This window comes from Novosphingobium sp. P6W (assembly GCF_000876675.2).
Taxonomy (GTDB): domain Bacteria; phylum Pseudomonadota; class Alphaproteobacteria; order Sphingomonadales; family Sphingomonadaceae; genus Novosphingobium.
On the sequence record NZ_CP030353.1, the window covers coordinates 1067438 to 1086751 of the forward strand.

The 19314-nt window shown below is 61.9% G+C and carries 19 protein-coding genes and 1 pseudogene; 8 read left to right on the forward strand and 12 right to left on the reverse strand.

Annotated elements, in window-relative coordinates:
- Positions 1-103 precede the first annotated feature (103 nt).
- The 5 genes from TQ38_RS20970 (at position 104) to TQ38_RS20990 (ending at position 5891) form a co-directional block, all read left to right on the forward strand.
- Complete coding sequence (locus TQ38_RS20970; RefSeq protein ID WP_082057835.1) at positions 104-1759, forward strand: AMP-binding protein; 1656 nt, start codon at positions 104-106, stop codon at positions 1757-1759.
- A gap of 5 nt (positions 1760-1764) precedes the next feature.
- Positions 1765-2952, forward strand: a complete 1188-nt coding sequence (locus tag TQ38_RS20975; RefSeq protein ID WP_043977986.1) for a thiolase family protein — start codon at positions 1765-1767, stop codon at positions 2950-2952.
- A complete protein-coding gene (locus TQ38_RS20980) occupies positions 2949-3275 on the forward strand; it encodes a Zn-ribbon domain-containing OB-fold protein (RefSeq protein ID WP_052505868.1) in 327 nt (108 codons plus the stop codon). Before TQ38_RS20975 ends, TQ38_RS20980 begins: the two co-directional genes overlap by 4 nt.
- Positions 3276-3285: 10 nt before the next feature.
- Positions 3286-4560, forward strand: coding sequence for an MFS transporter (locus tag TQ38_RS20985; RefSeq protein WP_043977919.1), 1275 nt, complete (start codon positions 3286-3288; stop codon positions 4558-4560).
- 65 nt (positions 4561-4625) lie between these two features.
- Entirely contained in the window at positions 4626-5891 is a 1266-nt protein-coding gene (locus tag TQ38_RS20990; protein ID WP_082057840.1) for a M20/M25/M40 family metallo-hydrolase, read from the forward strand.
- 319 nt (positions 5892-6210) lie between these two features.
- Here TQ38_RS20990 and TQ38_RS20995 read toward each other — a convergent pair whose 3' ends face one another.
- Positions 6211-6954 carry an SIMPL domain-containing protein gene (locus tag TQ38_RS20995; protein WP_043977916.1) on the reverse strand — a complete coding sequence of 248 codons (744 nt, stop codon included), beginning with the start codon at positions 6952-6954 and terminating at the stop codon, positions 6211-6213.
- Positions 6955-7353: 399 nt separating this feature from the next.
- On the opposite strand from TQ38_RS20995, the gene TQ38_RS21000 reads away from it, so the two are divergent.
- On the forward strand, positions 7354-8580 hold the full coding sequence (locus TQ38_RS21000) for a GAF domain-containing sensor histidine kinase (protein ID WP_043977913.1): 1227 nt from the start codon (positions 7354-7356) through the stop codon (positions 8578-8580).
- A gap of 611 nt (positions 8581-9191) precedes the next feature.
- Here the strand turns inward: TQ38_RS21000 and TQ38_RS21005 are convergent.
- The 11 genes and pseudogenes from TQ38_RS21005 to TQ38_RS21055 all read right to left on the reverse strand — a co-directional run bounded on the left by TQ38_RS21005 (position 9192) and on the right by TQ38_RS21055 (position 17215).
- Positions 9192-10469 carry a sodium:proton antiporter gene (locus tag TQ38_RS21005; protein ID WP_043977911.1) on the reverse strand — a complete coding sequence of 426 codons (1278 nt, stop codon included), beginning with the start codon at positions 10467-10469 and terminating at the stop codon, positions 9192-9194.
- A 95-nt stretch (positions 10470-10564) separates the two neighbouring features.
- Complete coding sequence (locus TQ38_RS21010; protein ID WP_162792334.1) at positions 10565-10798, reverse strand: hypothetical protein; 234 nt, start codon at positions 10796-10798, stop codon at positions 10565-10567.
- On the reverse strand, positions 10758-11462 hold the full coding sequence (locus tag TQ38_RS21015) for an ankyrin repeat domain-containing protein (protein WP_113942016.1): 705 nt from the start codon (positions 11460-11462) through the stop codon (positions 10758-10760). Before TQ38_RS21015 ends, TQ38_RS21010 begins: the two co-directional genes overlap by 41 nt.
- 49 nt (positions 11463-11511) lie before the next feature.
- A complete protein-coding gene (locus TQ38_RS21020) occupies positions 11512-11799 on the reverse strand; it encodes a hypothetical protein (protein WP_043977905.1) in 288 nt (95 codons plus the stop codon).
- 30 nt (positions 11800-11829) lie between these two features.
- Entirely contained in the window at positions 11830-12633 is an 804-nt protein-coding gene (locus TQ38_RS21025) for an SDR family oxidoreductase (RefSeq protein ID WP_043977902.1), read from the reverse strand.
- 10 nt (positions 12634-12643) lie between these two features.
- On the reverse strand, positions 12644-13843 hold the full coding sequence (locus tag TQ38_RS21030) for a zinc-dependent alcohol dehydrogenase (protein ID WP_043977900.1): 1200 nt from the start codon (positions 13841-13843) through the stop codon (positions 12644-12646).
- Positions 13843-14418, reverse strand: a complete 576-nt coding sequence (locus TQ38_RS21035; RefSeq protein WP_043977898.1) for an SRPBCC family protein — start codon at positions 14416-14418, stop codon at positions 13843-13845. Before TQ38_RS21035 ends, TQ38_RS21030 begins: the two co-directional genes overlap by 1 nt.
- 807 nt (positions 14419-15225) lie before the next feature.
- The gene (locus TQ38_RS21040) at positions 15226-15405 is read right to left on the reverse strand and encodes a hypothetical protein (protein WP_082057839.1); all 180 of its coding nucleotides are present in this window, start codon (positions 15403-15405) and stop codon (positions 15226-15228) included.
- Between the two features lie 252 nt (positions 15406-15657).
- Positions 15658-16246: pseudogene (locus tag TQ38_RS21045) on the reverse strand (DUF1989 domain-containing protein).
- Positions 16243-16905, reverse strand: coding sequence for a guanitoxin biosynthesis heme-dependent pre-guanitoxin N-hydroxylase GntA (gene gntA, locus TQ38_RS21050; RefSeq protein ID WP_043977894.1), 663 nt, complete (start codon positions 16903-16905; stop codon positions 16243-16245). The pseudogene TQ38_RS21045 and the gene gntA overlap by 4 nt, the downstream one beginning before the upstream one ends.
- Positions 16895-17215 (reverse strand): hypothetical protein, encoded by a 321-nt coding sequence (locus TQ38_RS21055; protein ID WP_043977892.1) that lies wholly within the window; start codon positions 17213-17215, stop codon positions 16895-16897. The genes gntA and TQ38_RS21055 overlap by 11 nt, the downstream gene beginning before the upstream one ends.
- A gap of 539 nt (positions 17216-17754) precedes the next feature.
- Between TQ38_RS21055 and TQ38_RS21060 the strand changes: the two genes are divergently transcribed.
- On the forward strand, positions 17755-18327 hold the full coding sequence (locus TQ38_RS21060) for a hemerythrin domain-containing protein (protein ID WP_082057834.1): 573 nt from the start codon (positions 17755-17757) through the stop codon (positions 18325-18327).
- 41 nt (positions 18328-18368) lie between these two features.
- Positions 18369-19274, forward strand: a complete 906-nt coding sequence (locus TQ38_RS21065; protein ID WP_205316181.1) for an NAD(P)/FAD-dependent oxidoreductase — start codon at positions 18369-18371, stop codon at positions 19272-19274.
- Positions 19275-19314: the final 40 nt, after the last annotated feature.

Genomic DNA, 19314 nt, shown 5'->3' on the forward strand with positions numbered 1-19314 from the left:
GCATAAAATGCATTCAATTCCCGCCGGGCTCTCGCCTCGGGACCGAACTGAAATTCGCGATGCACCGCCGTCGCCCTCCCATCTCAAGGACCGCGCGTTCCTCATGATCGAAATCCCTTTGGCAGCCTCGCCGATCCCGGCCGGCCATTCTTCCGCGCAGACAGGCGCAACGATCTTCTCCAGCTTCCGCCGTGCCGTTGCCGCATGGCCGGGGCAGGCGTTCCTGCACGCACCCGCCGAAGCGCTGCGCGGCGAGGCGGCGATCTCGCTGACGTTCGCCGATGCCATGGACCGTATCGAGGGTCTGCGCGCGGCGTATTCGGCGGCCGGCTTCGGCCTTGGCCACCGCATCGGGCTGGCGCTGGACAACCACCCTGAATTCTTCCTGCATTTCCTGGCGCTCAATGCCCTGGGCGCAAGTGTCGCCCCGCTCAATGCGGGGATGAGCGATGGCGAACTGGGTCAGGTCATGGGCCTTGCCGAACTGGACCTCGTCATCGGCTGGCCGCGCCACGCCGTGCGTCTGGCGGGCCTGGCCGCGCAGACCATGCCCGTGGCGGACGTGGCTTTGGTGGACCTTGCACCTGCACGCCGCCGGGCCGGGCCTGGCAAGGCCGATGCGGCCAGCGAGGCGGCGATGATCTTCACCTCGGGCACCACGGGCACGCCCAAGGGCTGCATCCTGTCCAACGCCTACTTCAATCGTATCGGCGCGTTCTATACCGAGCTTGGCGGCTATTGTATGTTCCGCCCCGGCGCCGAGCGTATTCTGACGCCGCTACCGGTCACTCACATGAACGCGCTGGCCTGCTCGTTCATGGCCGCTTTGTTCAGCGGCGGCTGCCTTATCCAGCTTGACCGTTTCCACGCCTCTACCTGGTGGCGCACGGTACGCGAGACGCAGGCCACGGTGATCCATTACCTTGGCGTCATGCCCGCGATCCTGCTGCAGCGCGAGGATGCCCCTTCGACCTGGGAAGGCCACGCGATCCGCTTCGCGTTCGGTGCGGGCGTCGATCCGCGTCATCACGCAATTTTCGAGGAGCGCTACGGCTTTCCCCTCATCGAAGCCTGGGCCATGAGCGAAACCGGCGCGGGCGCCTGGATCACCGCCAGCCACGAACCGCGCCACGTCGGCGAACGCTGCTTCGGCGTCCCCGGCGACGATATCGAATGCCGTCTGGTGGACGAGCAGGGCAACGACGTTCCTGTAGGCACACCCGGCGAACTGCTGGTGCGCGCCCGTGGGTCCGACCCGCGCCGCTACTTCTTTTCCGGCTATCACAACGACGAAACCGCCACTGCCGCCGCGTGGGAAGGCGGCTGGCTGCACACCGGCGACATCGTGCGCCGGGACGAGCATGGCAGCATGTTCTTCGTCGACCGCAGCAAGAACATCGTGCGCCGCAGCGGCGAGAACATCGCAGCCGTCGAAGTGGAAGGCGCGCTCATGCGCCATGAGGCAGTGGTGAACTGCGCGGTCACCCCCGTGATCGACGAAATCCGCGGCGAGGAAGTCCTCGCGCTTGTCGAGACCTGCGACGGGGATGCCGACGAGGCACTGGCGACGCAGATCGCGCAGTCGTGCCTGGACAGCCTCCAGTACTTCAAGATTCCCGGCTACCTCGCGTTCGTGGAAGCCCTGCCCACCACCAGTTCGCAAAAGCTGCAACGCGGCGAAATCCGCAAGCTGGGGCGCGAGATCGTCGCACAGGGCCGGGCCTTCGATCTGCGCGCGCTCAAGCGAAAGCAGGGGTGAACGATATGCCTTCAGCGAACACCGCCTCGGCGAACGGGTACGGCGATGTCGCCGTGGTCTGCCCGGTGACGGTCCCGTACCAGCGTTCCAGCGACCACCAAGCGCACTGGTTCTTCGGCCAGGCCCTGCGCCGGCTGGTGGAAGCCTCCGGCCTCGGCAAGTCGGAAATCGACGGACTTGCCTGTTCATCCTTCACGCTCGGCTCCGACACCACCATCGCCCTGACCGAGCACTTCGACATGTCGCCGCGCTGGATCGAGTGGCTGCCCACCGGCGGCGCCAGCGGCGTGATGGCACTGCGCCGCGCGGCCCGCGCGGTCCAGTGCGGCGATGCCTCGGTGGTCGCCTGTATCGCGGCAGACACCGCCAATGCCGAAACGTTCGCCGCGCTGGTTTCGAATTTCAGCCGTTTTTCCAACGAAGCGGTCCTGCCGCAAGGCATGGCCGGGCCGAACGGAGTCTTCGCGCTCATTACCGACAACTACATGCGGCGTTTCGGTGCCACGCGTGAGGATTTCGGCCGGATCGCCGTATCCCAGCGCGCCAACGCCGCCGGCAATGCCAATGCCCTGCTCGGCGGCCGGGCGCTCGATATGGAAGGCTACCTTTCGGCACCCCCCATCGTATCGCCGATCCACAAGTTCGACTGCGTGATGCCCTGCGCGGGCGCCGAGGCATTCCTGGTGATGAGCGCCGCGCGCGCGCGCGAACTCGGCCTGCCGCAGGCGCGCGTCCTGGGCGCGATCGAGCGGCACAACGCCTTTTTCCATGAGGCGGTCGCCATGCGCGGCGGCTGGGCAATGGACGCCGACGCACTGTGGCGGCAGGCCGGCGTTTCGCCCACCGATGTGGACTGCGTCCAGTCCTATGACGACTATCCCGTCATCGCCGCCATGCAGATCGAAGACCTGGGTTTCTGTGCGAAAGGCGAGGCGCCCGCCTTCCTGCGCGCCCACGACCTCACGGTGACCGGCGATTTCCCGCACAATACCTGCGGCGGACAGCTTTCATGCGGCCAGGCAGGCGCGGCCGGCGGATTCCTGCCCGTGGTCGAGGCATTGCGGCAGGTGACCGGCCAGCCGCTCGGCGCACAGGTGCCCGATGCCAGGATCGCCTTGGCGAGCGGCTACGGGATGGTGACATACGATCGCTGCCTGGCCACCGGCGCCGTCCTGCTGGAGCGCGCGGCATGAGCCTTCCCATCCAGTTCTGCCGTTCATGCGGCTCCGCGCAGTATCCCTCGCGGGATGCATGCCGGATATGCCTTTCGGATGCGCTCGAGATGCGCCTTACTTCCGTCGAAGGGACGGTCGTGAGCGAAGCGGTAGTTCATCGTTCGCTCGATCCGGCGATGGTCGCAGGCGGACCGCTGCGGCTGGGCGCGGTCGCCAGCCCGCTGGGCATCCGCATCCTGTGCCTGCTGGCGCCGGACGCATCCACCGACATGACGGTCGAACTCGCGCGCTGCCCCGACCGGCCGGGCGCTATCATCGCCCGCGCATCGCAACAGGCCTGAGGACGACAAGATGCACACAGCTTCCCCCACCGCCGACCAGAAGCGCACGCTGAGGCGCGCGATCGCGGCATCCGTAGTCGGCAATACCCTGGAGTGGTACGACTTCTTCCTTTACGCCACGGCTGCGGCGCTGGTCTTCGGCGAGCTGTTCTTTCCCGTCGGCGCCGACCCCCTGGTCAACACCCTCGTCTCGTTCGCGGGATATGCGGTCGGCTTTGCGGCAAGGCCTTTGGGCGGACTGGTCTTCGGCCATGTTGGCGACAAGTACGGGCGCAAGGCGTCGCTGTTCTGGACGCTGGCGATCATGGGCCTGGCAACCTTCCTGATCGGCCTGCTGCCGACATTCGCGCAGATCGGCATCTGGGCGCCGATCGCGCTGGTGCTGCTGCGCGTGTTTCAGGGCATCGCTGCCGGCGGCGAATGGGGCGGCGGCGTACTGCTCATCACCGAGAATGCGCCGGCGGGCCGCGAAGGCCTGTTCGGCGCGCTCAGCCAGACGGGCGTGGGCCTTGGTTTCGTCCTGTCGACTTTCGCGTTCTACCTGGCAGGGCTGCTGCCCCATGACGATTTCGTAAGCTGGGGCTGGCGCGTACCGTTCCTGGTGAGCATCTCGATCTTCGCGGTCGGCCTGTTCATCCGCTTCCGCGTTTCCGAAACATCCGACTTCCAGGCTGCCGAGGCGGACGGCCCGCAGCACGCCCCGCTGGTCGAAGTGCTGCGCCGGCATCCGCGCGAACTGCTCGTCGGTATCGGGGCGCGTCTGGCAGAGACGTGCGGCTCGCACCTGTTCGTCACTTTCGCGCTGGCCTATGGCAAGGCCGTGGGCGCCAAGGTCGATACCCTGGTGCTGGGCGTGACGCTGGGCATGTTGGCCGACAGCGTGATGATGCCGGTATTCGGCGCACTGTCCGACCGTTTCGGACGCCGGCCGATCTACATGTTCGGCGCGCTGGCGATGGCCGCCTTCGCCTATCCGTTCTTCCTCATGCTGGAATCGGGCACCACGGGCGTGATCCTGCTCGCCTTCGTCATCGGCAATGGCCTGTGCCACGCCGCGATGATCGGCGTGCAACCGGCCATGTACAGCGAGATGTTCAGCGCGCGCGTCCGCTACTCGGGTCTGGCCATGGCGCATGAGGTGTCCTCCTTGATCGTCGGCTTTTCGCCCCTGATCGCGACGGCCCTTTACGCCCACTATCGCAGCCCGATGCCGGTAGCGCTGTTCCTTGGTGTGATCTGCCTGGTTTCGGCATCCTCGCTGCTGCTGTGGCGGCGCCCCGCCTAGCCAGGATCGCCCGGCAAGGCTGATTGCCGTATCTGTCGACCGCCCAGACCCAGGAGTCTTCCGAAATGCCGATCGCCATCGTTCTGCTTGCCGCCGCCACGCCCTTGCCTGCCGCCCCGGCCGCGCAGCCGATCGTGCGCAGGACGCTGCACGCAGCCAGCTTCAAGGCCGCCGAGACGATCCTGCGCACCGACCATGAAAGATTCGTCGCCGAAATCGTGGCGATCACCCAAACCGCCTCGTGGCCGTTCGGAGAAGACAATCGGGCCAGGCTCTACGCCGACCTGATGGGCCAGAGCGGTTTTACGGACGTGACCATCGACGGCATAGGCAACGTGGTCGGTGTGCGGCCAGGCAGGAACCACAAACTGCCCGCGCTGGTCGTTGCCGCCCATCTGGACACCGTGTTTCCCCAAGGCACCGACGTGACCGTCCGCCGCGATGGCACCAGGCTGATGGCGCCGGGCATCGGCGACGATTCGCGCGGTCTGGCCGCACTTCTGGCATTTTTCCGGGCGATGGATGGGGCCAAGGTGCAAACCGACCGCGACATCCTGTTCGTCGGCAACGTCGGCGAGGAAGGCCAGGGCGACCTGCGCGGAACACGGTACCTGTTCCAGAACAACGTCCGGGCCAGGACCGCCGCCGGGTTCATCAGCATCGACAGCTCCGGCGCCGGCAAGATCGTCACCAAGGGTGTCGGCTCGAACCGCTACCACATCGTGTTCTCCGGCCCCGGCGGCCACAGTTATGACAAGTTCGGCATCGTCAACCCGATGGTCCCGCTCGCGAAGACGGTCGTCGGGCTTTACGGTATCAAGGTGCCTGCCGAACCCAAGGTCACGTATTCGGCCAGCGTCGCGGGCGGCGGCACTTCGGTCAATACCATTCCCCCGCAGGTGTTCGTGGATGTCGACATGCGCTCCACCTCAACCGCCGAAGTGGAGCGGGTGGACCGCGAACTGCGCGCGATCGCCGGGCAGGCCATCGACGAAGAAAACGCCGCCCGCTCGACCGCGCGCGGCAAGGTGAGCGTCGATTTCCAGGTGATCGGCAAACGCCCCGCAGGCCAGACCGATGAAACCAAAGGACTTGCCGCCATCGCCTTCGGCGCGGCAACCGCGTTCGGCTACGACAGCCATTTCATCGCCGTGTCTACAGACGCCAACGTGCCGATGAGCCTTGGCATCCCGGCAATCACGATCGGATCGGGGGGAAGCGGCGGCGCGGAGCATTCACCCGATGAATGGATCGACGTCGAGCCGGTTGAAAGTGTCAAAGGGCTGACCGTCGGCCTCGTAACTATAATATCCGCTGCTACCGCCCGGTGATATTGATCCAACAGCGGGAAAGCTTAGCTTGTTCAATACTTACCGCAAAATTTCGAGGGCTCTCGACAGAAAATCGTCGATTGAAATTCGGGTGTTGGCTCATCCGACCCATCAAAATTCGTCGGAAGGCGGTAACGGCGAGATCAGCCATCCAAGGGTTAAGGAATGAACGCCTGGCTTGATCGCTCGCTGCCCATAGGATTTCGGCCATTGACGATATACAGCCGCCCAGTTCCATTGCTAGCGGTCATTCGTTCAGGTTGTCCCAGCGCGACAACTGACAGCTGACAGTTGGCAATCGCCCTTTTTGGCTCCTTCCTCACTTCCGCTCTAGCGCGAAGTCCACCTGCACTGACACGCTGCTGACGGTACGACCGGGCATGAGGCTGCCGTTGCCGGCTTGCTGCACAGCTTGCTCCATCACTACCGGTGGGGGCGCCACCGGCACGGCTCCGGGTAGGTTGCGGTCGCCCTGTACCCCACCAGAGTCGCGGATGGTCAGGATACGGACCACCCGCATACCCGCCGCCTCGGCATATGCGTCGGCGCGCGCTCGCGCCGCCTTGAACGCGGCGGCGTAGGCGCTGTTGGCTGCTCCCTCGCGGTCAGTCATGCGCAGGTCCGGCCCGCTGATGACGTTGGCGCCTGCCTGGGTGGCCGCCGCGACGGCGGCGCCGGCGTCCGCGACCTTGCGCACCGCGACGTTGACCACGTTGCTAGCCTGATACTGGCCCTTGCGGTCTCCCCAATCCATCCGCTGCACACTGACGGCCCGTGTCTGAATGTCTCGCTTGGCGATGCCCGTCGCCACAAGCGCGCTGACGATCTCCCCGATCTTCTCGGCGTTGGCATCGCTAGCCAGTCTTGCGTCCTTGGCCCAACTATTCACACCAGCCTGGAACTGAGCCTGGTCAGGCCGGGTCTCGGCCTCTCCCGTCGCGCTGACGGAGAGGAGCGTTTCGTCGCGATCCACTCCACGCCCGTCGGGCGGTGGGCTGCCGCAGCTCGCCAGCGCAGCCAAGGGCATGAAGAAGAGCGACGTTTTGACGCGAAGGACGAACATGGTATTCTCCCAGGCAGTTATCGCGAATAATCCTGGCGGACTGAAGATGAAGCGGGGCTGCACGACGAGGGCCCGCACATTGTCCGCTTCGCGCCCATTGTCGCCGCAAAGCGGCGCAGTGCAGTTGCTCCGAGCCGGTCATTCGTTCAGGTTGGACCGTTCCGTCTGATGAGAGACACATCCCTTCCGCTCACGCCAGCCTTGCGCGCGGCACAGGACGATTCGCTCATTCTTAAAGCGGTTGCCGTCCGAACCCTGCGCTGTAGGGCACTGGTGAAAATTTTCGCCGGCATTATAGAATAGAACATTGGATAGGCCCTGCGCAGGCCCGTCAGTTAGCGCCCAGACATGGGATTTGGACGCGCTAGCGAGGACAAGCTTGAGGGCCGAGGTCGAGAGATGAGCATCGATATATCAGTTGCGAACGACGTATCCGCCATTGGACGGATTGATTCGATCCCGTTCATACTCGACCTGTGCTGCCGGAACACCGGCCTGCGCTTTGCTGCGGTAGCGCGGGTGACCGACACATCATGGACCGCTTGCGCGGTTCGCGATGAAATTCAGTTTGGCCTCGCTGCTGGCGGCCAACTCGACCTGAAAACAACGATCTGCGATGAAATCCGCGACAGCGGTAAAGGCGTTATCATCGATCAGGTCAGCGAAGACCCGATCTTTTGTAATCATCACACGCCTCGCCAGTATGGCTTCCAGAGTTATATCTCGATCCCAATCATTCGACCGAATGGAACCTTCTTCGGCACGCTCTGCGCGCTGGACCCTGAGCCCGCGAAGCTCAGGACCCCAGAAGTGATCAGCATGTTCGAGGGATTCTCGCAGCTGATCGGCTTGCACCTCGACGCGCAGGACCGAATTGCCGAAAGCACCGCCGCGCTTGAACAGGCGGGCAAGGAAGGCGCCTATCGCGAGCAGTTCATCGCAATTCTCGGCCATGATCTGCGCAACCCGCTGGCGTCGATCGAGGCGGGCGCGCGCATGCTTTCGAAAGCGGACCTCAAGGCGCGTGAAAGCACTATAGTTTCGCGCATGTTGGAGAGTTGCAGCCGGATGTCGGGTCTCGTCAGCGATATGTTAGATTTGGCTCGAGGCCGCCTAGGCAAAGGTGTTCCATTATCGTTTAGAGAGGGTCATGACCTCGAAGCCGCGCTCGGTCATGTCATAAACGAACTTCGGATGATCCATCCCGACCGCACGGTGGATGCGGAGATCCTGCTGGGCGTGCCGGTGAAATGCGACGTCCCCCGCATTACCCAGTTGCTTTCCAACCTTCTGGGTAATGCACTTAGCCACGGCGATCCCCGCAAGCCCGTCCGAGTAACCGCGCGATCTGACAGTGACGGTTTCGTGATCGACGTTGCCAATGGCGGCGATCCCATTCCGGCGGACCGTCTCCCCACTCTGTTTGCGCCGTTCACTGACCGCAATACTGGAAGCGCGCACGACGGCTTGGGGCTGGGCCTGTTCATAGCGGGCGAAATCGCATCGGCGCATAATGGCCGGGTCAATGTCACCTCCACGCAGGACGAGACCCGATTCACGTTGGTCATGCCTTGCGGTGTGGGAGATGCAAGGTCGGACGAAGCATTTTTTCCCGCGCCCGTTTAGAGGCTGCGGCAAAGTCCGGCGGATCTCACGTCGGCAGGGTGCGCTGATGACCGGCGCGTCGTATGCATTCTGCTAGTCAGCAGCAGGCCCGAGCAACCCAAATAGTGTCCGGTCAGCAGTGCGCCCATTCTTGCCGTTTGGCGGCGATTTCCCTGCGCTCAGATGCGGAAATTCAAATTATGCGCGTCTTTGGAATATTTTTGCCGTTCTCCGTTCACCTCTTCCGCTGAAAGCTGGAAGAGACAGTATGCAGTTTCGGCAAGCCAGATGCTCGCTTGAACAACTATCATCAGCGCAACGCACAACTCCGATGGCGGGCCGGGGCTATTTTTTCCCGGCGATCCTAAGCCAGACTTTGTGCTTGTAGAAACGTATGAACGGTCATTTAGACGGCTTGGAAACGCTGTGGGCTGAGCCGACGTTCACTATTTCGATGTGTTGGCTTTTGAATGGATCGCTAAATCTCAAATCTTTCCCAGGCCGTCGAAACATATCCGCGCCTTTGCAATTTCTAAGTTCACAGCGGCGCAACAACCGACCGCACGAAGGATGCAAGGAGCGAAGCTGTTCGTCTGCTGCTGCTTGAGCGATCAGCTTTGGCTCTTCGAACGTCAGGGCGACAACATGTCTCGTGCCTCTGGATCTACGCCACGACGGCGGTCCAGAGACCGCATGGCCGGTGTAACTGTCAGGCCGTGCATGAGGACCGAGAATACGATGACGAGCCCGACTATGCCCCAAAGCCTTTCGGCTTCAGGAACAGGCATGTGATTTGCACCAAACGCGAGATAGTAGATTGAGCCCACACCGCGAATACCGAAGAAGGCCAGCGTCATCTTTTCATGCCTGCCGGCGGGAAATCCCAGAAGCCCCAGCCATCCTGTGAGTGGGCGAACAACCAGTAATATGGCTGCGGCAATCGCCACATCTACCCAACCGACACTGGCTAGGAGACCGCTCACCAGCGCACCCCCGAAAAGTATGAGTAGCACCATCATGGCCAACCGTTCGATCTGCTCGGTGATGGCATGCATGTCGTTTTGGAAGTCGTGGTCGCGGTGAGCATGCCGGAAAGTCAGAGCCGTAACGAACACCGAAAGGAATCCGTAAACGTGAACCATTTCGGTGAGACCGTACGAGACAAATGTCGCAGAGAGCGCAATCAGGCCGTCACCTGTCTTGGCTAGCTTTGTTTCAGCAGGAATACGGAACGTCAGCCAGCCAAAAATCCGCCCAACTATCCACCCCCCGAGGATACCGCCGCCAATCTCCCAAAAAACACGATAGGCGAGCCATTCGCCCACCCAAGGCTTGCCAGCAGGCAGAGCCACGGCGAGCAAGATCGCCAGATGGACAAATGGGAACGCTGCCCCGTCGTTGAGGCCAGCTTCCGACGTCAGGCCGAAGCGCACCTCATCCTCGTCCCCGGTCTTGGGCGGGCCCACCTGCACGTCAGCGGCGAGCACCGGGTCGGTAGGAGCAAGGCTTGCCGCCAGCAGCAACGCCACGGCCCAAGACACATCAAGCGCGAAGCCTGCCATGACCGTAATCGCCGCAATGCCCAGCGGCATCGTGACGGCCAGCAGGCGCCACGTCACTGCCCAGCGCCGCCAGCCAAAGATGCGATCGATCTTCAGGCCGGCGCCCATCAGCGCGATAATGACGACGAATTCCGCGAACCTCTCGGTGATCTGCGGGTGAAGCGTGGGGAGCGGACGTAGCGTGACTTGTGGGAACAGGAACAGAGCTGCTCCCAAGCCGATGCACACAATTGGCAACGAAAGCGGCAATTGTTTAAGGGCCAGCGGAAGCCAAGCGACCAGAGCGATAAGCACACCCACGCCGGTCATGATAAGTATGTAGGGCTCGGGCGATAGGAAGGAATACATCCTAGGCCAACGCATCACCTCGGCAAAAGACCCGCAACGCTGACGCGGCAATCCGTCCGCTGCGGGTCGGTGGAGGGTTTCGGCCTGAGATTTTGCTATTCGCGGCCCGGGTTGCGTCTACCGGAGATCAGGCTCTCGTTGCCCTGGTCGTTGTCATCATTGTGTTCGCCGTCACCGTCGAGCGGGCGAGCGTCATCCTTGGCGTCAGGGGCTTTGGTCTTCGCGTCGTCAGTCGGGGGGGAATTGGCGAAGGGCTTGGCTTCCGCGCCGGCAAGGCCGCGGTCGATGTCACGCTCTGTCTCGCATTGCGCATCCACGCCGCTCTGCACGGGCTGGCTCCCATTCGAAGCCGGGCCAATTGAAACGTCGTCCATAAGTATCGCTCCTTTCGATTGATTTGAGGGCTGAGGATTCCGGTGCTCCCAGCGTCGCTATGCCGATGAGCCGCTCCCCAGATGCTCGACGAAACACTGCGCGAGGCTTCCGTTGGCCTGGATGCCCCATACCGGCGGCATCATTTCCTGCGGCATCCACGGCATGCAAGTCCGCACCCGCGTCCAGCAGCAGAGCAATAATGTCACGCCGATCAAGCAACCCAGACATCATGATCGCAGTCTGTCCGGCGGCATTGCGCAGGTTCGGGTCTGCTCCGGCAGCCAGTAGCTGCCGGGCGATGGCAACGTGCCCCTTGAAGGGAACACCCGTCAGTGGACTGCCGCTAGCGGTGGTGCCGTTGGGACCGCCGCCGTGATCCAGCGGCAACTCGGTGGTGGCGTCGAAGCCGTTGTAGGTCGCAAGCACAAGGGCGGTGTGTCCCCTGGCATCGGCCGCCTCGATGTCCGCGCCGGCTTCCAGCAAAACCGGTATGACCTCTTCGCGGCCGAGCCGGGCCGCTTCGAAAAGCAATTCCTGCACCCGTTCCGGCGACGAAAGGAACGGCAAGTCTCGCAGCACCGGTGTGTCTCGATTTTCCGGGGCGTGCACCGCAGGCATTTTTCCGTTCCTCGCGAGACTTAAAGACAGGCTTCGTGGGGCATACCGGCTATTTGCCGCCCATTTCGTCGAACACCTGAGTGACGATGGCGGCGCGGGCGTCGTCGTTTACGTCTACCGAGACCGAGATCGGATCGGACAGCGGTGCGTCGCCTCGTTCGGCTTCCAGATGAGTGGCGGTGTCTCCGCCGCTGCGCTTTTCGCCTGCACTGTTTTCATCGCCAGCCGATGATACGAACACGTCGGTCCTCTCGAAGCCGTGTTCCTGTACCAGTCGTTCCACCGCAAGCTCGGCGTCTCGGCGGGTATTGAACGTGCGCTCTATGGTGGCAGTCATGGTTCTCTCCTTTGGCTGCGAATGTGTTGCCTATCGGTGATCGGCGTCGTTGCTCCCGGCCGAACCGGGCTCGGCCATCTTGCGATGCTGTTCGGCCAGGACCGCGGCGGGCATGACGTGCGCCGCCGCTGCCTGGATCTTGTTCTTCCAGCCCGAGACGATGTGCGCATCGCCGTTCATCAATGCCTTCCACCCGTCACGGGCGACGTCGGCGGGATCGCTTTTGCTCCGGGAAGCGCCGACGCTGGTGTCGAGCATGTCGGCGCGGTCGAAGAATTCGGTCTCCACCGGACCCGGCATCAGCGTCGTGACGGAGACACCCTTCGCGTCCTTGATCTCATTGCGCAGCGCGTCGGCGAAGCTGTCCACGAAAGCCTTGGTGCCGTTATAGACGGCCTGGAAGCTGCCGGGGATAAAACCCGCGATCGAGCCGGTTATAAGCACCTTGCCGTCATCGCGCGCCACCATGCTCTTGAGCACGCGCTGCAGCAGATAGAGCGTGCCGGTGATGTTGGTGTCCACCACCCGTCTCCAGTCAGCCACATCCTGGTCGAGGAAACCATGTCCCAGACCCCGGCCAGCATTGGCACAAAGAAGATCGATGCGGCGGCCGGCGGCAGCGGCCAGAACGGCGTCGACGCCCTCGATCGTCGACAGGTCCGCCTGAACGGCGTCCACCGACACCCCATGGAGGCGGAAGTCCCGTGCGGCTGCCTCGACCAGCTCTTCGTCGGCCACGACCAGCAGGTCGTAGCCGTTTTCAGCCGCGATGCTCGCCAGTTCGAAGCCGATGCCGGTGGAGGCGCCGGTAACAATCGCAAATTTATCAGCCATCTGTCTGCTCCTATTCGGCCGCTACGGCGGTGTCGGTGAAGCCGGGCTTGAGCACGACCTTGGTCACTTCGTTCTGGTTGTCGTGGAACATCTTGTAGCCCTTGGGGGCGTCCTCCAGGCTCATGCGGTGCGAGATCAGGAAGGTGGTATCGATCTTGCCATCGACGATTGCGCTGAGCAGACCCGGCATGTAGTGCTGGACGCTGGTCTGGCCGGTCTTGAGCGTAAGCCCTTTTTCCATGAACGCACCGAGCGGGAACTTGTCGACGATGCCGCCATAGACCGCGGGCATTGAGACGCGCCCGCCTTTGCGGCAGGCAACGATCGCCTGGCGGATCGAGTGGATGCGATCGGTGCCAAGGAACGTCGAGGCCTTGATCTGGTCGACTACGTTGTCGACGAAGAAGCCGTGCGCCTCCAGCCCCACTGCGTCGATCACCGCGTCCGGGCCGATCCCGCCGGTCATTTCCATCAGTGCCTCGTAGGTCTTCGATTCCTCGAAGTTGATCGTCTCCGCTCCGAACTTGCGCGCCAGTTCCAGCCGGCGCGGAAAGTGGTCGATGGCGATTACCCGCGCTGCGCCCATCAGGAAGGCCGATTGCACCGCGAAAAGCCCGACCGGACCGCAGCCCCAGACGGCGACGGTGTCGCCGGGCTCGATGTCGGCGTTTTCGGCGGCCTGCCAGCCGGTCGGCAGGATGTCCGACAGGAACAGCACCTCATCGTCGTCCAGCCCATCGGGCACGACGATGGGGCCGACATCGGAGAAGGGCACGCGCACGTATTCGGCCTGGCCGCCTGCATAGCCGCCGGTCAGGTGGCTGTACCCGAAGAGGCCAGACATCGGCTGGCCGTAAAGCTCCATGCCGATGTCCTGGTTGTCGGCCGGGTTGCCGTTGTCGCACGCCGAATACTGGTGCTTGCCGCAATGATAGCAACTGCCGCAGGCGATGGTGAAGGGAACGACCACGCGCTGGCCCTTCAGCAGCGTCGAACCCGGCCCCGTCTCGACCACTTCGCCCATGAATTCATGGCCGAGAATGTCGCCGGCCTTCATCGTCGGGATATACCCATCGTAAAGGTGAAGGTCCGATCCGCAGATCGCGGTGGAGGTGATCTTGATGATCGCATCGCGCGGGTTGAGGATCTCGGGATCGTCGACGGTATCGACGCGGACGTCATGCTTGCCGTGCCAGGTCAGTGCGCGCATCAGGCGATCTCCTCTTGAAGCTGCGCGCGGGTGCGCGACGAGGTGGCGACTTCGCCGGTTTCCATGAGTTGCTTGAAACGCCGCAAGTCTCGGCGCGCCTGAATTGCGGGCTCGCGCTGGAACATCTTGGCGATGAGCTTGCCGACCACGCCTGCGGGCGGGTCGTAAACGATCGTGGCGGTGACGATCGTACCGCGATCGCCTGCATCGCGAAATTCGATCCGGCCGCTGTTGGGAACATCCGCCCCTTCCGCCGAGGCCCAAGCGATCAGCTCGCCGTCCCGGTCATCGGTCAGGTCCGCATCCCATTCGACCAGCTTGCCGCCTGGTGCCTTGACGACCCAGTGCGAACGCGTGGGCGAAAGGATGTCCACCCGCTCGACGTTGTCCATGAACGTGGGCAGCCGGGTGAAGTCGCGCCAGCAGGCGTAGAGTTCGGCGCGAGGGCGGTTGATCGTGACGGTGCGCCCGATCAGGGTGTCGCCGCGCATGTGCCCGAGCGCCTGCGTCGCGGCATCCCGTGTGGCCCCGGATTTCGAAGTGGTGGGCGGCGCGTCGTCATTCGAGGTTGCCATGCCTGCTCTCCATGTTGTCGGATGGGCCGCCGGTCCGGTCTGACCTAGCCGCTTTCAGAAATGAAACGATCCTCGCGCGCATAAAGACCCAGGAAAGCTGAAAGATAATCCCGCCGTAGACACGGCTGCGCTGAACGGCCCTTCCGCGTCCCAGATCGTCGAGCAGGCGTTCAATGCAAGCGATACGAGCGCCCTGAGTCGACAGGGCGTCGGCAACGATCCAACCTGCCTTCTTTTCGGCCAGGGCGGTGTCGGCGACGGCGATCGGGCGATTGAGGCGCGACGTGAGAGCGATCGCCGCAGGCCCAGCATCGATCTCCGTGATGCGTATGTTCGCGCGGTCAAAAGGAAGCGGGCGTGACTAACAGCTTTCCTACATCGACCGGCGCCCACCCGAAACGGTCGAAAATTTCGTCTTCCAAAGCATTTAGCGTAGGTCTTTCTCGATGCGCGCCAGGCGGACGTAGAGCAACAATCGCACGTTTGCTGCGGTTATTTCGGCGATACGCGCGGCAAAGAAGGCGAGGTTCACGCGGCCTAGGCCAAGTGCGTGCGCTTGGTCCATGTGCGCGGAGCACAGGTTCGAGGAATCGCGGCATAGGCACCGCCTGCCACATGGTTGCGTGAGTCGGGTCTCAGTCCTCGCCTTTCCGGCCGCCTCTACGCGCGGAAATGCAGCGGTGGTCATGTCTGCACGGCGCGCGAAAAATCGCCAAAGGTGCCGGCCTCGACGAAGTGTGATTGATCGATTTTGATGTCCATTGCGATCAACGTCGCCCTGTGCTTCTACTATGCGACGTTAGCGCGTTAGGCGCCCTTGGCGCGCTGGTCCTCGGGATAGTCTTCGGGCGTGACAGTGCCTTCAGACGGTCGGTCTTCCAGTTTCTGGGGCTTCTGACAGCTTTCGTTCTGTTTGTGGGGATCGAAAGAGTCGGGGCGCGCATCCCCAAGGGGACCGCGCGGGGTTTCCGCATCGCTATTGGACATGACTACTTCCTTTATATTGGGAATGTTGACCTGTTGGGCCTCTTTGGCCTCATCGAACAAAGCTCCGGGGACGCCGCGCGTTCCCGATATCCATTTTTCTAATCGGGATTCGCTCATTGGAACGGGCGCTGTGAAAGCCGCATACTTTGCGTGCGGTATGCTAGCGCTCCGCGTGGCCGCGAAAACTGCCGTTATGAGATCGTCTACAGCGCTCGCAGAATGAAGATCAGTAGCCCGAGACTATTGCTCAGTTCAGCGCGGCTCTACCAAGTACTCGATTGGCTTGAAGCTTCCACCGTTCGAGGCGTAGGCTGAACAGGCGGCCTATGATGCAGTCCTCTTCCGCACGCAGTTTGATGAAATCGCCGGCCTTGCTGGATGGGGGCAAAACCTCCAGACGACCTGTCTTACCATTCACCGGTACATTCATGAAAAGGTTGAATGCGGTGGGAATAGCGTCGGGTTCAACCCCGAACGGAGCCAGAGCTTCGGCAAGATTGCCAAAGCAACCCCGGTGGACCGGATGCTCCGGATAAAAATGGCGGAACGTGGCTTCGCTGCACGGCGTGAGGAGGAAGTCGTGGCATCCTACCGTATCCTCCAAAATGCTTAGTAACACGCGTGACCGATTGGACCAGAGCCGGTTTCCGGTAGTTAATTTTATAGTCTCCTCATAATCGAACGTGCGGCCATTGGATATAACCTCTCGGACATCTTGCGCAGCGAACGCTAAAAGATCGGAAACTTGGCGTCCCATGGGGTCGAACACTGTCAGAACAGCGCCTGCCTGCACGACGAAAGCAGCGCCGCTTCGGGGCGCAATCACCATTCGGTCGTTCATTCGCGAGGATCTCTGTACGGGCAACCCCACTCAGCCCCCACCAGTCGTCCGCTGTATTGCCGCGCTTCGCTTGCTTCACCGTGCCTGGCAAGCATCGGATTGACGGAGCCCGCGATTGCTACGTCCCGCTCGAGTATGCGTTCCCTCATACGTTCATACTTTCCTTCTTCCCGGAGGCGCTCGAACTGCTCGTGAAGATTGAAGACAAGTGTGGGCCGTGCGAAGCGGCGCGCCGGCCGTGACGCGTTCGGGTGCAACCCCACGACGAAGAAAGCGCTGCCGCTAAAGCTGAGCGAGAAATGAGGGTCTTCTGGATCCGGACTAACAGAACCGTCATACGGTTGACCAAGCCAAGCATCCTTGTCGGCGAACGACTGGATGCGCTCCCACATCGCTGCTTCGAAATCCTGTTCACTGAGGTCAAGCGGCCCTTCGAAAACAATGGCGAGGCTTCGCAGGCCGCCAGGCTCCATCTGATACGTTTTGCTCCACGCCAGCAGTTCGCGGTGGATTACCACATCATTCCAGGCACTGGTTAGATCGCGGGCTGGAACGACCTTCAACGATCTTTTAGCCAAAGCCGCCTTCGCTCCCACACATGGAAACCCTGGCTCCTGGATTTTTGCGCGGAACTCGTCACCGAGGGGATCACTCTGCATCGTCAGAGTTCCCGCGCTTTGTCAGTTGGCCGGTCTTCGAAATGAATCCCATTGCGGCCATAATTTCAACGATCGACATAGCATCAACCTCAAGGCGCGCCCGACAGTCAGAATGATCAAGATATCCGAGCGCCGAGCGCTGGAACATTCCAGCGGCGCGCGTTGCCTGTTCGAGGAGATCAGACGGCATTGTAACCGGATCTTTAGGTTTCAAGGCCCGTTTCTTAGCCAGGGGCGTGCCAATCCCGACCTCGATCAAGTGCGGATCATCGCCCAGCGCCCCTTTCCCGGCTCCCGGACGGATTGTCATTACGGCAGGCACCCATCATCTCCTTTGCGGCGTGGCAAGACACCCGCGTGAGGATCTTAATGGTCAGATTCTGGAGAAGTTGCGCAAGGCTGGAGTAAACGTATTAACCCAGATCAACCTGGCAGCGTTCCGCACACTGTTCGCTGTATTTTCAGATGGTGGCTTAGCGCCCCCCTAGCCGCCCTTGTTGGACGAAACTGGCAGGCTGAAGAACCCGAGACGACACGTCTACTCTACCGTCTTCTTCTCCGTCAGGTATCGTAGCAACTGTGATCTTTTGGCCCTGACCAAGGAGTTCTGAGCCAACTTAGTTCGATGCGGCGATCACCCCTCACCAAATACCCGCTCCATTTTTTCGCAGCCGCCCGTGGAATGCAGGTCGCTTTCCAGGCAAGGCTGAGACGGCCCCAACGTGCTTTCAAAAAATTGTCCAAGCCTATAAATGAATTTGCTTCTGATGGTGGGTCTTTGCTTGCCCTCAGGCGTTGAAGCTGGCGAATGTCACCCCGATTACGGGGAGCTTCAATAGGAGAGCAACCATGGCTGCTACCAAGAGTGCGACGAAGCCCACGTCGAAAACTGCCCCAAAATCCACCAAATCTTCAGGTACCAGCAAGTCTCGCCCGGCCTCAAAGACCGCGCGTAAATCGGCCCGTGCAGCTGCCAAGCCTGCTGACGCGATCAAACTGCTCAAGGACGATCACAAGGAAGTGAAAGCCTATTTCAAGCAGTATGAGTCGCTCGAGGACGACGCGGAAAAGCAAGCGCTGGCCGATAAGATCTGCATTGCCCTGACCGTCCACGCCCAGATCGAGGAGGAGATCTTCTACCCCGCCGCCCGCGCGGCGATCGACGACGATGATCTTCTGGATGAAGCCGAGGTCGAGCATGCCTCCGCCAAACAGCTGATCGCGGAAATACAGGCGATGAAAGCAGGCGACCGCTTGTTCGACGCGAAGGTGACGGTGCTTGGGGAGTACATCGATCACCATGTCGAGGAAGAAGAGAAGGAGATGTTCCCGGAAAGCCGCGACAGCGATCTCGACCTCAAGGAGCTCGGGCTGCAGCTTGCCGAGCGCAAGACCCAGCTCATGGCCGAGCTGGGACAATAACGTCTACGCCGTCCGGCGGCGAGCCATCCAGCCCGCCCGGGGTGATCGACTGTCTGGTGATTGGCAGTGGTCCTGCCGGGCTTACCGCGTCAATTTACCTCGCCAGATATCACTTATCGGTCACGGTAGTTGATGATGGACAAAGCCGGGCGGCGCAGATCCCTTTATCGCGTAATCATGCTGGCTTTCCCGAAGGAATATCCGGCGAGGACCTGCTGGCGCGCATGCGCCGGCAGGCTTTGCGCTATGGCGCCAGTACGCACAGCGGCCGGGTGGACACGTTGGAACGTGCGGGCAAGGATTTCAAAGCGATCGTCGATGGAGCCGTTCTACGCGCCCGATCAGTTTTGCTGGCGACGGGGGTTATCAATCGCCGTCCGATGATGATCGATCAAGAAACGCACGACCTTGCAGTCGTGCGCGGGTTTTTAAGATACTGCCCTGTATGCGATGGATACGAGGTAACGGATCAGCGCATCGCTGTCTTTGGCTCGGGCGAACGGGCGATCGCCGAGGCGATGTTTTTGCGCAGCTTCAGCCGGGACGTGACGCTGATCGCCCGCGATCCGCACTCGGATTGGACCGCACAACAGCGACGGAGCCTCGCGGACGCCGGGATCACGCTGATTACGGCGATCCATAGCCTGAAGGTAACAGAAGTAGGCGTTGTTGTTGAAACTTCCGATGGTGGGCTCGCGTTCGATACCCTCTATCCAGCGCTTGGCTCGACCATCAACTCTCATCTCGCCCAGGATGTCGGCGCAAGTGTCTCGGACGAAGGGTGTTTGATGGTGGATGCGCATCAGCGAACCACTGTATCCGGTCTATATGCCGCCGGCGATGTGGTCCTCGGGCTGGACCAGATTAGCCACGCCATGGGCGAAGGGGGCGTTGCGGCAACGACCATACGCAACGATCTGGCTCTCATGAGCCCGCTTTTACGATAACTTAGCCGCTGAAGCTGGAGAAAGGTAGGGTGTTTATTGC

Bases quoted from the DNA above. Each gene is read 5' to 3' on its own strand.
- TQ38_RS20970 (WP_082057835.1), top strand. From the start codon at position 104: ATGATCGAAATCCCTTTGGCAGCCTCGCCGATCCCGGCCGGCCATTCT.
- TQ38_RS20975 (WP_043977986.1), top strand. From the start codon at position 1,765: ATGCCTTCAGCGAACACCGCCTCGGCGAACGGGTACGGCGATGTCGCC.
- TQ38_RS20980 (WP_052505868.1), top strand. From the start codon at position 2,949: ATGAGCCTTCCCATCCAGTTCTGCCGTTCATGCGGCTCCGCGCAGTAT.
- TQ38_RS20985 (WP_043977919.1), top strand. From the start codon at position 3,286: ATGCACACAGCTTCCCCCACCGCCGACCAGAAGCGCACGCTGAGGCGC.
- TQ38_RS20990 (WP_082057840.1), top strand. From the start codon at position 4,626: ATGCCGATCGCCATCGTTCTGCTTGCCGCCGCCACGCCCTTGCCTGCC.
- TQ38_RS20995 (WP_043977916.1), bottom strand. From the start codon at position 6,954: ATGTTCGTCCTTCGCGTCAAAACGTCGCTCTTCTTCATGCCCTTGGCT.
- TQ38_RS21000 (WP_043977913.1), top strand. From the start codon at position 7,354: ATGAGCATCGATATATCAGTTGCGAACGACGTATCCGCCATTGGACGG.
- TQ38_RS21005 (WP_043977911.1), bottom strand. From the start codon at position 10,469: ATGTATTCCTTCCTATCGCCCGAGCCCTACATACTTATCATGACCGGC.
- TQ38_RS21015 (WP_113942016.1), bottom strand. From the start codon at position 11,462: ATGCCTGCGGTGCACGCCCCGGAAAATCGAGACACACCGGTGCTGCGA.
- TQ38_RS21020 (WP_043977905.1), bottom strand. From the start codon at position 11,799: ATGACTGCCACCATAGAGCGCACGTTCAATACCCGCCGAGACGCCGAG.
- TQ38_RS21025 (WP_043977902.1), bottom strand. From the start codon at position 12,633: ATGGCTGATAAATTTGCGATTGTTACCGGCGCCTCCACCGGCATCGGC.
- TQ38_RS21030 (WP_043977900.1), bottom strand. From the start codon at position 13,843: ATGCGCGCACTGACCTGGCACGGCAAGCATGACGTCCGCGTCGATACC.
- TQ38_RS21035 (WP_043977898.1), bottom strand. From the start codon at position 14,418: ATGGCAACCTCGAATGACGACGCGCCGCCCACCACTTCGAAATCCGGG.
- TQ38_RS21040 (WP_082057839.1), bottom strand. From the start codon at position 15,405: ATGTCCAATAGCGATGCGGAAACCCCGCGCGGTCCCCTTGGGGATGCG.
- gntA (WP_043977894.1), bottom strand. From the start codon at position 16,905: ATGCAGAGTGATCCCCTCGGTGACGAGTTCCGCGCAAAAATCCAGGAG.
- TQ38_RS21055 (WP_043977892.1), bottom strand. From the start codon at position 17,215: ATGACAATCCGTCCGGGAGCCGGGAAAGGGGCGCTGGGCGATGATCCG.
- TQ38_RS21060 (WP_082057834.1), top strand. From the start codon at position 17,755: ATGGCTGCTACCAAGAGTGCGACGAAGCCCACGTCGAAAACTGCCCCA.